We start from the raw sequence: 13,268 nt of genomic DNA on the forward strand, positions 1-13,268 counted from the left end.
TTTATTGAAGTTGCAGCTTAGATTCTACTTGGCGGCAAACCTCTTCTGCCGATAATCCATGTGCATTAATAACCGACCCTTGACTTACCACATTTTGAATCCCCATTACATTTTCATCTTGGCCTGTAACGACACAGCAGTCACAGCCCTGTGCGTCACTCTCTTGCTTTAATTCAGTCACTTCATATCCCTGTGCTCTTAACGCCTCTTGAACTTGTGTTAATGACTGTTCTACACCAATTCTAGCCATTCAATCAACACCTCCTCCTCCTTAAGATTCTTCATTTTTTCATAAAATATTCCTATCGGTACATCCTAATGAACGAATCCTCTAACTGAAAGGAGAAGAAGCATGAAAGAGGCAAAAAAAGACGCTTCCAAAATTGGCATGAGCTCACCAAATGTTGAGGGACAAGGAACGACTACGACTGAGACTGGCAGTACAAAGGTTGATTCTTCAAGAAAGAAGCATAAAAGGTCCTAGCTTTTAGGATAAAGATAAAATGCCAGGTACGTTTTTGTACCTGGCAAAAATCATTTCTACTCCCAGCTATTAAGAACTAATTTGATCACGGTCATGTTTAAGGTACTCACCATTTTGAGTAACGGCCTATTCGGACTGGTTTATTAATTTCAATGCTAGTCGTGTCCGAATCAGGGGTGGATTCGGACAGCTTTGATGAATTCTTCGCACATCCTGTCCAAATCAGGGGTGGATTCGGACAACTTTGATGAATTCTACGCACTTTGTGTCCGAATAAAGGGCCTATTCGGACAACTTTGAAGAATTCTACGCACTTTGTGTCCGAATAAAGGGCCTATTCGGACAACTTTGAAGAATTCTACGCACTCTGTGTCCGAATTAGGGGCCAATTCGGACAGCTTTGATGAATTCTTCGCACTTTGTGTCCGAATTAGGGGCCAATTCGGACAGCTTTGACGAATTCAACTCCAATCGTGTCCGAATAAAGGGCTTTTTCGGACAGCTTTGAAGAATTCTTCGCACATCCTGTCCAAATCAGGGGTGGATTCGGACAACTTTGAAGAATTCTACGCACTTTGTGTCCGAATCGGGGGCCAATTCGGACAGCTTTGATGAATTCTTCGCATATCCTGTCCAAATCAGAAGTTCTTAGTAAAAATTTAATATTATTAACAACAACTTTTGTGAAACCAGCCTTGTTATAATAATAAAGCAAAAAAACATCCCCACCCTTCGATAACTTCGAAAGTGAGGGATGCACAATAGGTTCCTAATTTAAGCCCGGCTATTTATTGCCCTTTTAGCCATTCATTCACACTCTCAATATCCTTTGCAAATATCCGGTCAGCTGTAATAGACGGTGTAATTTCTCTTGCTTTTTCGAAAAAGGCACGAGTTACTGTTGCCATATACTCTGCTCCTCTATACTCTGCGGCCTGCATCGCACAAATGGCCTCAATCGCAAGAACTCTTCTAGTATTTGAAATGACCTGATAAGCATGTCTTGATGCAATGGTACCCATACTTACATGATCCTCTTGATTAGCTGAGGAAGGAATGGAATCGACACTTGCCGGATGTGCTAATGTTTTATTTTCAGACACTAATGAAGCAGCGGCATACTGCATGATCATGGCACCAGATTGTAAACCGGGTTCTGGGCTTAGAAAAGCCGGTAAATCATTGAGCTGAGGATTGACTAACCTTTCAATTCTCCGCTCCGAAATATTGGCCAATTCAGCGATGGCAATCGCCATAAAGTCCATTGCCAGTGCAATCGGCTGACCATGAAAGTTTCCTCCGGAAATCACCTTTTTTCCCTCATCAAAGATAAGGGGATTATCTGTGGCAGCATTCATTTCAATCTCAAGCTTTTCCTTTACATAGTTCAGTGTTTGCCAGGTGGCTCCGTGAACCTGTGGAATACAGCGGATTGAATAAGCATCTTGAACACGAATTTCCCCTTGCTTTGTCACAAGCTTACTATCTGATAAATACTCCCGAATTCTTCTGGCCACATCGACTTGCTCTTGATACCCGCGGGCTAAATGAATGTCTTCGTCGAATGCATCAATGATACCGCGTAACCCCTCTATCGTAATCGAGGCAATCAGTTCAGATTGAAAGGCAAGTTTTTCAGCTTCAAGATAGGCAACTACCCCCATCGCTGTCATAGCCTGCGTCCCATTAATTAAAGCTAGCCCTTCTTTAGCCGTTAACGTTATCGGAGTTATGCCTTCATTAGTGAGAGCTTCTATCGCAGGGATCCTTTTGTTTTGATAAAATACCTCGCCTTCCCCCAGTAATACAAGGGCAAGATGGGATAATGGCGCTAAATCGCCGCTTGCACCTAAAGAACCCTGCTGCGGAATAACCGGATGAATGTTTTTATTGACCAAGTCTAAAAGACGTTCAATGATCAGGGGTCTGACCCCTGAATAGCCCTTAAGCAAGGCATTTGCCCGCAGTAAAACCATAGCTCTTGAAACAATCTCCGGAAAAGGCTCTCCTACTCCACATGCATGAGAGTGAATTAAATTATGCTGCAGCGCTTCGACATTGTCTCTATGAATCAGTACATCACTAAATTTTCCAAAACCTGTTGTGATTCCGTAAATTACTTTTTCTTCATGTACAATTCTTTCAACAGACCTTCTTGCTTCTTCCACTTTTTTAAGAGCTTCATCAGAAGCCATCACCTTTTCATTCTGATATAAAATCCTGCTTATTTCTGTGAAGGTTAGTGTATTCCCTGTTAAAGTAATCATTTTTATTCCTCCATATCTCTTTACTAAACTAAAGGAACAATAAAAAAAGGAACTATCTCAAGAAATTGGTTAATTTCTTGAATAGTTCCTTAGTTCCCTTTGTTGTTGGAAATGACATTTCCGTTTTATTTGATTTGACCTGAGCAGTTTCATCGAAAGCCCAACTCTTTTCATTTTATTTTACTATGTTCATTTTATGTTGAGACATCTGTAAAAGTCAATGGAAATAAACCTATAGATTGGCCCAGTCGATTCCCTTCCGCAGCATACTGAGAGTAAATTCCTCCTCACTATTGGGCTGTGGCTGGTAATTATAAAGCCATTTCACTTGAGGCGGCAGGCTCATAAAGATTGATTCAATGCGGCCATTCGTATCTAATCCAAATTTTGTCCCACGATCATAAACAAGGTTAAATTCCACGTATCTTCCCCTGCGAATCAGCTGCCACCTTTTTTCTGCTTCCCCATAAGGCTTTGTCCTATTTTCATTTACAAGCTTTTTATAAATCTGAGTAAATGATTCACCCACATCTTTTACAAATGCATATCTATCCTCTAATGTAAACTCAGGGTTGACTGTTAACCGGTCAAAGAAGATTCCGCCAATCCCCCTAGTTTCATTTCGGTGTTTAATATAAAAATAATTATCTGCCCAGGCTTTAAATTCCGGATAGTAGGAAGGATCGTGGCGATTGCAAAGGTCCTTTAGGCTTTGATGAAAATATTTTGCCTGATTCACATCAATGTAAATTGGGGTCAGATCAATTCCTCCGCCAAACCATTTATCCCCGTTAGACATTTCAAAATAACGGACATTCATATGGATGATTGGCACGAATGGATTTGACGGATGCAGAATAATCGATACTCCGGTAGCGAGAAATTCATGACCAGGAGATAATCCAAGTCCCTCAGACAGCTGATCAGGAAGCAGTCCATGCACATTGGAAAAGTTAACCCCGCCTTTTTCAAATATATTACCGTTTTCGATGACCCTTGCTCTTCCGCCACCGCCGCCCGGGCGATCCCATTTCTCTTCTTGAAACACGGCTTTCCCATCTAATATTTCTAATTCTTGACAGATTGCTTCTTGGAGATTTTCAAAGGATTGACTTATGAATGTTTTGTCTATTTTTGACGATTTGACTAATTTCGACATTACCATGCACTCCTCTCCAATTATAAAATTACATTTCTGTACCTTTCATACTAATAGATGGGACTTTATGATTATAATTTTCAAAACTTTCTTACAACAAGCATACACATTTTGGCACATTTTGTAAACATTTGTCCTGTAAAGTTTCTTTTAAAATAAAATACCCTTTCTTCCCTATTAGAAGAAAGGGTCCAAAGACTCTTGAAAAATTACCCGCGCTTGACAAAGTTGTCTTTCTTTTTTGTTTTTATAATCAGCTGATTTAAAACCTCTGAAAATACGAGTCCCATTGCAATGGCTCCAGAGATTAGAAACACTCTAACCGATAGCTCAATCGCAAACGGATAATTGTTTTCAACAAAATTCCGCATCGCATCGTAGGCTAACCCGCCCGGCACTAAAGGAATAATTCCAGAGACACTAAAGATCGTAACGGGCTTTTTATAGTATTTAGCAAAAGATAAACTGATAATGCCAGTAAAAAAAGCGGCAACAAAGGATGCCAGAACCGAATCAATTCCGTCATTAACCATTACAATATAAACGAACCAGCCTGCCATACCAACCAATCCGCTTTTGACAACAGAATCTTTAGGAACGTTAAAAATAATACCGAACGCCGCCGATGCAATAAAACTAGTTATTAATTGTTCAATCATGTATTTCCCTCACTGCTTTTAATAAATAACAAATACCGCAGCAACTCCTGTACCTATAGCAAAAGCCGTTAATAAAGCCTCGGCTCCTTTCGATAACCCTGACACGAGATGACCGGCAATTAAATCCCTGATTGCATTTGTAATAACTAATCCGGGAACCAGCGGCATGACTGAACCGATAATAATTTTATCTACTTCATGTCCAATTCCTAAAGATACAAAGAAAAGGGCTGCAAGTCCAATGACAAGGGATGCCATCAATTCAGAGAAAAACTTAATCCTGATCAGCTGATGCAGATAAAGAAAACAGGTAAAACCAACACCGCCCGTGACAATAGCAGGCAGAAAATCATTCCAGTTTCCATTAAACATGATTAAAAAGCAGCCGCTTGAAACCGCAGCAGCCAATATTTGAAACCAAATCGGGTAAAATAAATTCGCTTTTTCAATTTCCTTTAATTGAGTAAATGCTTCTTTTATCGAGATTTCACCACTGCTGATTTTTCGCGAAATACTATTTACCAATGTGACTTTTTCAAGATCCGTAGATCGTTCTGAAATTCGAATCAGCTTTGATGGTTCCATGCCATCAATTGAAAAAATAATACCGGTTGGAACTACATAGCTATGGGAATGATGAATTCCGAAAGCTGCTGCAATCCGACTCATCGTATCCTCAACGCGATACGTTTCAGCTCCATTTTGGAGCATAATTTTACCGGCCAGTAAACATAATTCAATTACTTCATACGTGGGAGTTAGTTGATCCTTCATTAGCCTCTCCCCATCTACTTTATTTTTAAAATCTGCAGTATTAACTTTAGCCTATAATTTTGAGCTTAATCAAATAATTTATCCAATTTGTTTAAAAATCTTTTTCGTTCGCCAGGAATCCCGCTACTTTCGGTTAGCTGATTTGATTCCAGCAAGGAAAGTATCAATCATAAAACGTAAACTGACATCAAGATCAATAGACAAACCAAAACCGCCTTTTTGCTCAAGTGTTGTATACCCGTGCAATATACTTCTAATTCCTCTTACAGCATGAATCGCAGCTTCGTCGTTGAGGTGATAGGCACGGAAAATGCCAAAAAGAAGTTCAACTAATTCGTTTGCAACAGCATGATAGTCAGTATCCTCTTCTTTAGGTGCTTTTAGGGTTAACTGATACAGGCCTGGCTGTTTTCTTGCAAATGAAACATAGGCTTCTGCTAATGACTGAACTGCCTCATCTCCTGCCCGGCCAACAGAAGCTTTTGTTAACTCTTTTAACAGCTGCTCGAGTCCAAAGACCGCTAATTTACTTTGTAATCCGGAAAGTCCATCTATATGGTTATAAAGGGAAGGCGGTTTTATATGAAGTTTTTTGGCTAAAGCAGCAAGTGTAATAGCTTCTACTCCTTCCGTATTGGCTATTTCAGCAGCTGTTTCTAAAATTACTTTTAAATCTAATCCCCTTCTTGGTGACATTTAGCTAACTCCTTTTACTTTAGTTGAAGATTTTTTTCCGCATTTCTGATGGCATGGATAATCGCTTCTTCAGGCTGAATAAGCATTGTTCCATGACCGACTGCAAGTAATGAAGGCTTGTGGTTTGCAATTTTTTGGGCACTCTTAAGAGCTAAATCTTTGTTCCAGGTCCCCCAAGCGGGAAAAGGAAACGTCGGGCGTATTTGTCCGGCAACGGCTATGCCTCCTCTTGTTTGAAAAGCATCTCCCGCAATAATCGAATGGGTTCGCTGATCGATAAATGACATGGACCCTGGTGTATGGCCAGGTGTAGAAATACCTAAAAGCGAGCCGACTGTTTCTCCTTCTTGCAGCAAAACATTTGCATGAGTCTTCAGCTTATTAGGGATATCTCCGCGGATAGGTTCCTGTGGTTCAGTGGAATCTAGCGATTTGTCTCCCCTCATTAATCTTGCGTCACGTTCTGAGATGTAAACAGAAACGTCAGGAAGCTGTGATTTTAAAGCGTCAAGCGCTCCAAGATGATCTCCGTGCGCATGTGTCAAAACAATTCTTTTAATCGGTTTTCCGATTTGTTCAGCTGCCTTTAAAATTCCTTTCCAGCTGTAAGGTAACGCAGCATCGACTAAGGTTAAGCTATCGGTTTCTTCTACTAAGTAACAATTAACCGGAAAGGCCCTTGGCAAAAAAGTCAATTGATATAGGTACTTTGCTTTTGTAATCCTCATATTTATAATCCCCATTCTATAAACTAATTATATTAGTTTTATAATAACTAATGTTATTAGTTTATTCAAGCCTATTTTCTGCAAAATTTACCCAGTAAAGAAATTTCTCCTTATTAAAGAAAAGCGATGAATTCCGATTTGGAAATCATCGCTTTTTTCTATAGGCTGTTTCGCATACTTTATTGTTTTTTAATGGAGGCAAACATGTCCGCTCCATTCCACTACAGTTAAAAAAATATATTCAGCCAGCCATAATCTTTGTGAAAACAGCCTTTCTACACTTGCACCTGATTTGCATACTGAACATGATGAAGCTTAGCAAATACTCCGCCTTTTTCAACAAGCTCATAGTATGTTCCTTGTTCTGCAATTCCATCTTCTGTCACTACAATAATTCGATCAGCATTTCTAATAGTTGCAAGACGATGTGCAATTACTAAGGTCGTTCTATTTTGGGAGAGTTCCGTTAAGGCCTGCTGAATAATCATTTCTGTTTCTGTATCCAGTGCAGAGGTAGCCTCATCTAATATTAAAATCGGCGGGTTTTTCAAAAACATCCGTGCGATGGCAATTCTCTGCTTTTGCCCTCCAGACAGCTTTAAACCTCTTTCCCCAACAGGTGTTTCATATCCTAATGGCAGAGATTCAATAAATTCTTCTAGATGGGCACGTCTTGCAGCTTCTGTGATTTCTTCATCCGTTGCATCCAGCTTCCCATAGGCAATATTCTCTCTTAGAGTGCCGGTAAATAGAAACACATCCTGCTGGACAATCCCAATATGAGACCGAAGCGATTGCTTTTTCATTTTTCGGATGTCGATTCCATCAATTGAAATGGACCCTTCATCAACATCATAAAACCGGGGAATCAATGAACAGATTGTTGTTTTTCCTGCACCCGACGGCCCTACAAATGCAACCGTTTCACCTGCACGAATATGCAAATCAATCCCTTTCAAGACTGGTTTATGCTTGTCATAGCGAAAACTGACGTGATCAAATGTTATGTTCCCCTGCAGGCTGCACACTTCGATTGCATCCTTTGCATCTACTATCTCCGGCTCAGTATCGATTAATTCGGTAAAACGTTTAAAACCAGCCATCCCTTTAGGATAGAGCTCCATCAATGCGCTGATCTTATCAATTGGCTTGAAAAGCACATTTATATACAAAACAAATCCGACAAGCTCTCCATAAGATAATTGACCATTAAAACTTAACCAGGCTCCTACAACCAAAACAACAAGAACAATTAAACGTGTCATCATATAGGTCCCGGAAGAAGTGTATGACATTACGCGATAGGCAATAAGCTTCGCCTTTCTGAATTTCCCGTTATCGTCTCTAAATCTGGAAATCTCATAATCTTCGTTTGTAAATGATTGAACCACCCTCGCACCCGAAACACTATCTTCAACACGGGCATTGACATCTGCAATGTTACTATACATCTTTTTCCATGCCCGATTCATACTTAAGTTACAATAAATAATTAGCCAGATTAAAAATGGAACAATGAACATCGCAATGAGTGCAAGTTTTACATTAATGGTAAACATAATCCAAAAGGCTCCTACGAATGTCATAACCGCAATAAATAAATCCTCCGGACCGTGATGAGCAAGCTCCCCAATATCAAACAAATCATTAGTAATCCGACTCATAATATGACCAGTTTTGGTATTGTCAAAAAAACGAAATGACTGCTTTTGCACATGCTGGAACAGTTGCTGGCGCATATCGGTTTCAATATTGATTCCTAGCTTATGTCCCCAGTAGTTAACTATGAACTGCAGGAATGTGCTTAAAATATACAGGGCAAACAACCCGCAGCTTACCCATACGATTGCGGGCCAATCATTGCTTGGCAGAAGCTTGTCAATAAACCATTGCACTGCAAGAGGAAAAGCAAGCTCTAAGACCGCCACTACCACAGCACAGCTAAAATCAATGATAAACAGCTTCTTATGGGGCTTATAATAACTGAAAAAACGGCGAATCATCCCTCTAAAGCCTCCCTATCTTTGGTGTTGAATCCTTTATAAAGACTGTAAGCTTAATCATATACAATTATTTTTCTTTTTTATATATTTTTATAGATTTTCAGACAAGACTATCTAGTCATGATTTGATACTTCTTTATTATAACGGTTTTTTCTTCCCGTTTCCTTGCCTCTTTTTAGCCAACAACTTGGCATTCCCAATTTAAGGCTTGAATATATATTAAAAAAAATGGGGGTGATTGTTCAAAAAATAGTACAGCAAAACTGATTTGATTCTAATGTAATAAGGGGAGATGAAATGAAAAAGAATTTTGTTTGGCAAATTGTTGGAGCATTTGTCCTGGCAGTCATTGTCGGGGCTATCCTAGGGGAGCGCGCTTCCTTCTTCCAGCCGTTGGGTGATTTATTCCTGAGACTTATTAAATTTATTATCGTTCCACTGATTCTTTCTACAATCATTGTCGGTGTTACCGGTGCGGGGAACATCAAAAAACTGGGCAGGCTAGGCGGAAAAACGATCATCTACTATTTAGCTACCTCCTTTATAGCTATTGTCATTGGCATTTCAGCTGGATATGTGTTTTCTCCGGGAACCGGACTTTCCGTATCAGCAGAGGATGCTGCTGCTCCAGAAACCAGCTCTGATGGAATCATTACTACTTTGTTAAATATTATCCCTACCAATCCAGTTGAAGCCTTGACAAATGGTGCCGTTTTACAAATTATCTTCCTTGCCATCTTTCTTGGAATTGCGATTACGCTTGTCGGTGAAAAAGCCTCACCGGTTCTTCAGTTTTTTGAAGGTCTTGCAGAAATTATGTACAAAATTACGGCAATCGTAATGGTTTTAGTTCCAATTGGTATTTTTGGGCTATTGGCTCCGGTTGTCGGACAATATGGTCTTAGTGTTTTAATGCCTTTAATGAAGCTTATTATTGCTATGATTATAGCGGCCATTGTTCATGGTGCTGTTATCTATTCTATAGCCGTAAAAACACTAGGCAAAATGAGCCCCTTGCATTTTTTTAAAGGTATTTTCCCGGCAGCAACAGTAGCATTCAGTACCTGTTCAAGCTCTGGGACTCTACCGATAACTATGAAAAATACGGAAGAAAATTTGGGAGTCTCAAAAGAAACCTGCAGCTTTGTCCTTCCGCTTGGGGCTACTATTAATATGGATGGAACAGCCATCTATCAAGGACTGTGTGCCGTATTTGTTGCCCAGTATTTTGATGCCAGTTTGTCCGTAACTCAGCTTCTGACAATTGCACTAGTCGGAACCTTAGCCTCCATCGGTGCTGCAGGTGTCCCGGGTGCTGGCTTGGTCATGCTTACTATGACTTTGTCTGCAGTAGGATTACCTTTAGAAGGTATTGCATTAGTTGCTGGAATCGATCGATTCCTTGATATGTTCAGAACTGCTTTAAATGTAATGGGAGATGCATCAGCCTGTGTAGTGGTCGAGACCTCAGAGCGAAAAAGGGATCAGTTAGCCCCTACTCCATAACCGTGAATATAGTTTGCCTTTAGGATTTGTCCTTCACTGTCTATGTGAAGGACTTTTCTTTTGAAGGCAGCTGCTTTGGCCTTTACATCCCACAAAATAGAAATTCCCCACAGAATAAGGACACCTGCATATGAAACAGATGTCCTCACTCATAAACCCTTCTATTCTACAATGTATTCATTAATATACTTGCAATCACAATGGATGCAGTTGTAACAGTTGTAAATCCGCCTATTAACATCGGTGTTACAATTTCATTAAAGATTGCCTTTCTTTCTTCGTCTGTTTCTCCAACACTGCGGCTCACTTCTTCACAAAGAATATAGTCTGCCGGGAAACCTAATAAGGCTGTTAGGGCAACGGCGATCCCTTTATTTGGGTCCCATTTAAAGAACTTAGAAGCGATAAATCCTCCTCCAATTAAGCCGACAATACCAATAGCCATAATTGCCAAGACAATTAACAGTGACTGTGCAAACATTGATGGTGTCACACTATTCATTGGCGCCAGAATAAAGAAGATAAGTCCTACCATAGCAATTCCAAATGAATTAGAACGTTCAAGCATATTTTGCTGATAAAACCCGAAATAGGCTCCAATAAACCCGATTGCTAATGCCCATATACTAAAGTTAATCCCTGTAATATTTCCTAAAAAGAGTGCCAAAGCCCCGCCAAGAAACAATTGGAAAACCAGAACCATGTTTGTCTGATATTTTTTCGGAATCCATGATTTTGTTTCGTCTGATGCAGATCCATGTATTTCTACTGCCGCAGCAACTTCCTCATAACCAGCTTCATTCATTTTTCCTTTTACACTTCTGGCAAATCTTCGTAAAAAGAATGTCGCAATCGGCATCCCGACCAAGCCTTGGATTGCCACAATAAGAGCGGGAATGGCAACTAAATGAGTCGCACCAATCTCTGTTAGTTTCTCAGTCGTAATTAAAAAGGCAATGGTTCCGCCTGCAATTGGCCCAGCCGCTGAAACCGCTATTTCATATCCGAAAATAGGAGCCGCAATTGCAAGAAGTAATAATGTTGCTGCAATCATACCCGTTAATGCAATTAAAATCGTTTTCCCTTGCCCTTTTAATACTTTAAAAGGGATAATCGTTCCTAAATGAATAATGAGCGGGGCTACCATTAAGGACCCAAAAATAGCGAGAGTGGACGTATCCAGAATATCCTTAGGAAATACTCCCGCCCATATTAGCAGCATATACCCCAACATTGCCACAAGCAGCATCGGAACCCGTGCTCTTGTTACAATTGAAATAATTTCTCCTATAACCATAACTCCCAAAACAAGGAGTACCGCAAGAGTAGGATCAGTGATTGTCATTGTAAAGCCCTCCTAAAAAATTCATGTGCTGCTTTTTAAACTACTAAGAAGTATTTGGAGTTATATTTCAACACTTTAAAGCATGTCAGTGAATGGTTAAAAGTTTAGCTGCCCGGAACGGACAGCTTTGTTCAACCGGTTCACTTAACCTTGTGTTACAGCTACCTTCTTAAGTGCATTCTTAATTAATTCGCCGTCTTTAACAACAGCTACAATATTGTCATTATTTTCAAGGGAGCGAATATCTGCAATCGGATCTGTTTGAGAGATGACTATATCAGCTAACTTACCGACCTCAATGGTTCCTACTTTGTCTTCCCAGCCCATGCATTCAGCTGCTGTTTTAGTTGTAGCCACAATCGACTCCATTGGAGACATTCCAATGTCACACATTAAACCAAGCTCACGTAGGTTCGTTCCATGTGCCATAACACCTGCGTCCGTCCCCATCGCAATTTTCACTCCAGCCCTGTAGGCTTTAGCGATACTTTGCTTATGGAATTCAATCACTTCTCTGCATTTTTGAACCCCGTATTCAGGCATTGATCCATCACGCTCAGCTGCTTCTAAAACGGAAACCGGTGCTAATAACGTCGGAACTAAATAAGTCCCATTTTTAATCATTAATTCAATGGCTTCGTCATCCAAGAAGATACCATGCTCAATTGAATGAATCCCTGCTCTGACTGCGTTTTTAATTCCCTCGGCTCCTTGGGCATGGGCCATAACCTTAACACCGCGTCTAAATTTGGCTTCTTGAACAATCACTTCTAATTCTTCCTGGCTAAATTGAGTAAATTCAGGATGGTCCGTTGGACTTAAAACTCCTCCAGTTGCATGGACCTTAATAATATCAGCTCCTGCACGCAATACCTCACGAGCTCTTTGACGAACTTGTTCGACCCCGTCACAAATACCGTCAGGAACTCCCGGATATCCATGATTCGTAATATCCACCCCTGAACGCATCCATTGGTCACCATGGCCTCCTGTTGTAGTTAGCGGAGTTATACTGATTTGCATCCTTGGACCGACTACAATTTTATCCTCAACTGCCTTTTTGACACCTGCATCTGTAAAGCCTGCATCGCGCACAGTCGTTACCCCAGCATTAATAGTCCTTTGCATGAATTGAATTGCTTTATAAAATTGGTAGGAGAATGGAGTAGTTAATCTTTCTTCTAATTTGCCAACTTCCATCATTAAATGAACATGTGTATCAATGAAACCTGGCAGGATAAAACCGCCCTGGGCATCTATAACGGTTGCATCTGCTGGTGCTGCGACCTCTGAGGCTTTCCCGACAGCCTCAATTTTATTTCCGTTCAGTAGAACCGCAGCATCCTTAACCGGCTCTCCTCCATTTCCATCAATTAAGGTTCCATTTGTAATTAAGGTATAGGCCATGGTAAAACTCTCCCCCTGTAAAATTATTCTAAAATATTTCGAAAACTTAAATAATTACTTATCGTTATAGGATTCTATCACACTATTTTTCTTTTGAACAGGGTATTTTTAAGAGTTTTTTTAATTGATTGAAAATTTAAATTGGTTTGTAAGCGCAACCATGCCTTTAATGTTGGGGAATTCAAAGTATTAAAATTATTATAAAAAAATTATTCTCTGGGCCTATTATTTACGAGTTT

At 40.1% G+C, this 13,268-nt stretch carries 13 protein-coding genes; 2 read left to right on the forward strand and 11 right to left on the reverse strand.

The genetic code is table 11. The features are described from left to right. Position 1: 1 nt before the first annotated feature. Positions 2 to 250: a YkuS family protein gene (locus MLE14_RS03995; RefSeq protein ID WP_243297023.1), complete on the reverse strand. Its 249-nt coding sequence runs from the start codon at positions 248 to 250 to the stop codon at positions 2 to 4. Between the two features lie 102 nt (positions 251 to 352). Here MLE14_RS03995 and MLE14_RS04000 point away from each other — a divergent pair, with 102 nt between their 5' ends. After that, positions 353 to 484 carry a YuzL family protein gene (locus MLE14_RS04000; protein WP_243297024.1) on the forward strand — a complete coding sequence of 44 codons (132 nt, stop codon included), beginning with the start codon at positions 353 to 355 and terminating at the stop codon, positions 482 to 484. 788 nt (positions 485 to 1,272) lie between these two features. Here the strand turns inward: MLE14_RS04000 and hutH are convergent. From hutH to MLE14_RS04035, 7 genes are all read right to left on the reverse strand, one after another. Then, the gene (hutH, locus tag MLE14_RS04005) at positions 1,273 to 2,751 is read right to left on the reverse strand and encodes a histidine ammonia-lyase (RefSeq protein WP_243297026.1); all 1,479 of its coding nucleotides are present in this window, start codon (positions 2,749 to 2,751) and stop codon (positions 1,273 to 1,275) included. Positions 2,752 to 2,983: 232 nt separating this feature from the next. After that, positions 2,984 to 3,910: an oxygen-dependent coproporphyrinogen oxidase gene (gene hemF / locus MLE14_RS04010; RefSeq protein ID WP_243297027.1), complete on the reverse strand. Its 927-nt coding sequence runs from the start codon at positions 3,908 to 3,910 to the stop codon at positions 2,984 to 2,986. 209 nt (positions 3,911 to 4,119) lie between these two features. After that, a complete protein-coding gene (locus MLE14_RS04015) occupies positions 4,120 to 4,569 on the reverse strand; it encodes a threonine/serine exporter family protein (RefSeq protein WP_243297032.1) in 450 nt (149 codons plus the stop codon). A gap of 18 nt (positions 4,570 to 4,587) precedes the next feature. Beyond that, complete coding sequence (locus MLE14_RS04020; RefSeq protein WP_243297034.1) at positions 4,588 to 5,343, reverse strand: threonine/serine exporter family protein; 756 nt, start codon at positions 5,341 to 5,343, stop codon at positions 4,588 to 4,590. Between the two features lie 123 nt (positions 5,344 to 5,466). Continuing rightward, complete coding sequence (locus tag MLE14_RS04025; RefSeq protein WP_243297037.1) at positions 5,467 to 6,039, reverse strand: TetR/AcrR family transcriptional regulator; 573 nt, start codon at positions 6,037 to 6,039, stop codon at positions 5,467 to 5,469. 14 nt (positions 6,040 to 6,053) lie between these two features. After that, positions 6,054 to 6,767, reverse strand: coding sequence for an MBL fold metallo-hydrolase (locus tag MLE14_RS04030; protein WP_243297039.1), 714 nt, complete (start codon positions 6,765 to 6,767; stop codon positions 6,054 to 6,056). Positions 6,768 to 7,042: 275 nt separating this feature from the next. Further along, positions 7,043 to 8,770: an ABC transporter ATP-binding protein gene (locus MLE14_RS04035; protein WP_243297041.1), complete on the reverse strand. Its 1,728-nt coding sequence runs from the start codon at positions 8,768 to 8,770 to the stop codon at positions 7,043 to 7,045. A gap of 298 nt (positions 8,771 to 9,068) precedes the next feature. On the opposite strand from MLE14_RS04035, the gene MLE14_RS04040 reads away from it, so the two are divergent. Further along, on the forward strand, positions 9,069 to 10,277 hold the full coding sequence (locus MLE14_RS04040; protein WP_243297043.1) for a dicarboxylate/amino acid:cation symporter: 1,209 nt from the start codon (positions 9,069 to 9,071) through the stop codon (positions 10,275 to 10,277). Here MLE14_RS04040 and MLE14_RS04045 read toward each other — a convergent pair. The 3 genes from MLE14_RS04045 to MLE14_RS04055 all read right to left on the reverse strand — a co-directional run bounded on the left by MLE14_RS04045 (position 10,256) and on the right by MLE14_RS04055 (position 13,029). Then, the gene (locus MLE14_RS04045) at positions 10,256 to 10,426 is read right to left on the reverse strand and encodes a hypothetical protein (protein WP_243297046.1); all 171 of its coding nucleotides are present in this window, start codon (positions 10,424 to 10,426) and stop codon (positions 10,256 to 10,258) included. The two genes, MLE14_RS04040 and MLE14_RS04045, sit on opposite strands and share 22 nt — an antisense overlap. 17 nt (positions 10,427 to 10,443) lie before the next feature. Then, on the reverse strand, positions 10,444 to 11,622 hold the full coding sequence (locus MLE14_RS04050) for a hypothetical protein (protein ID WP_243297047.1): 1,179 nt from the start codon (positions 11,620 to 11,622) through the stop codon (positions 10,444 to 10,446). Positions 11,623 to 11,766: 144 nt separating this feature from the next. Next, positions 11,767 to 13,029, reverse strand: a complete 1,263-nt coding sequence (locus MLE14_RS04055; protein WP_243297048.1) for a metal-dependent hydrolase family protein — start codon at positions 13,027 to 13,029, stop codon at positions 11,767 to 11,769. Positions 13,030 to 13,268 lie beyond the last annotated feature (239 nt).

This window comes from Bacillus litorisediminis, from assembly GCF_022808645.1.
Lineage (GTDB): Bacteria > Bacillota > Bacilli > Bacillales > JC228 > Bacillus_BF > Bacillus_BF litorisediminis.

What these genes read in the sequence shown, in the direction of transcription:
- MLE14_RS03995 (WP_243297023.1), bottom strand. Translation starts at nt 250, where the DNA reads ATGGCTAGAATTGGTGTAGAACAGTCATTAACACAAGTTCAAGAGGCG.
- MLE14_RS04015 (WP_243297032.1), bottom strand. Translation starts at nt 4,569, where the DNA reads ATGATTGAACAATTAATAACTAGTTTTATTGCATCGGCGGCGTTCGGT.
- hutH (WP_243297026.1), bottom strand. Translation starts at nt 2,751, where the DNA reads ATGATTACTTTAACAGGGAATACACTAACCTTCACAGAAATAAGCAGG.
- MLE14_RS04035 (WP_243297041.1), bottom strand. Translation starts at nt 8,770, where the DNA reads ATGATTCGCCGTTTTTTCAGTTATTATAAGCCCCATAAGAAGCTGTTT.
- MLE14_RS04050 (WP_243297047.1), bottom strand. Translation starts at nt 11,622, where the DNA reads ATGACAATCACTGATCCTACTCTTGCGGTACTCCTTGTTTTGGGAGTT.
- MLE14_RS04025 (WP_243297037.1), bottom strand. Translation starts at nt 6,039, where the DNA reads ATGTCACCAAGAAGGGGATTAGATTTAAAAGTAATTTTAGAAACAGCT.
- hemF (WP_243297027.1), bottom strand. Translation starts at nt 3,910, where the DNA reads ATGTCGAAATTAGTCAAATCGTCAAAAATAGACAAAACATTCATAAGT.
- MLE14_RS04000 (WP_243297024.1), top strand. Translation starts at nt 353, where the DNA reads ATGAAAGAGGCAAAAAAAGACGCTTCCAAAATTGGCATGAGCTCACCA.
- MLE14_RS04055 (WP_243297048.1), bottom strand. Translation starts at nt 13,029, where the DNA reads ATGGCCTATACCTTAATTACAAATGGAACCTTAATTGATGGAAATGGA.
- MLE14_RS04030 (WP_243297039.1), bottom strand. Translation starts at nt 6,767, where the DNA reads ATGAGGATTACAAAAGCAAAGTACCTATATCAATTGACTTTTTTGCCA.
- MLE14_RS04040 (WP_243297043.1), top strand. Translation starts at nt 9,069, where the DNA reads ATGAAAAAGAATTTTGTTTGGCAAATTGTTGGAGCATTTGTCCTGGCA.
- MLE14_RS04020 (WP_243297034.1), bottom strand. Translation starts at nt 5,343, where the DNA reads ATGAAGGATCAACTAACTCCCACGTATGAAGTAATTGAATTATGTTTA.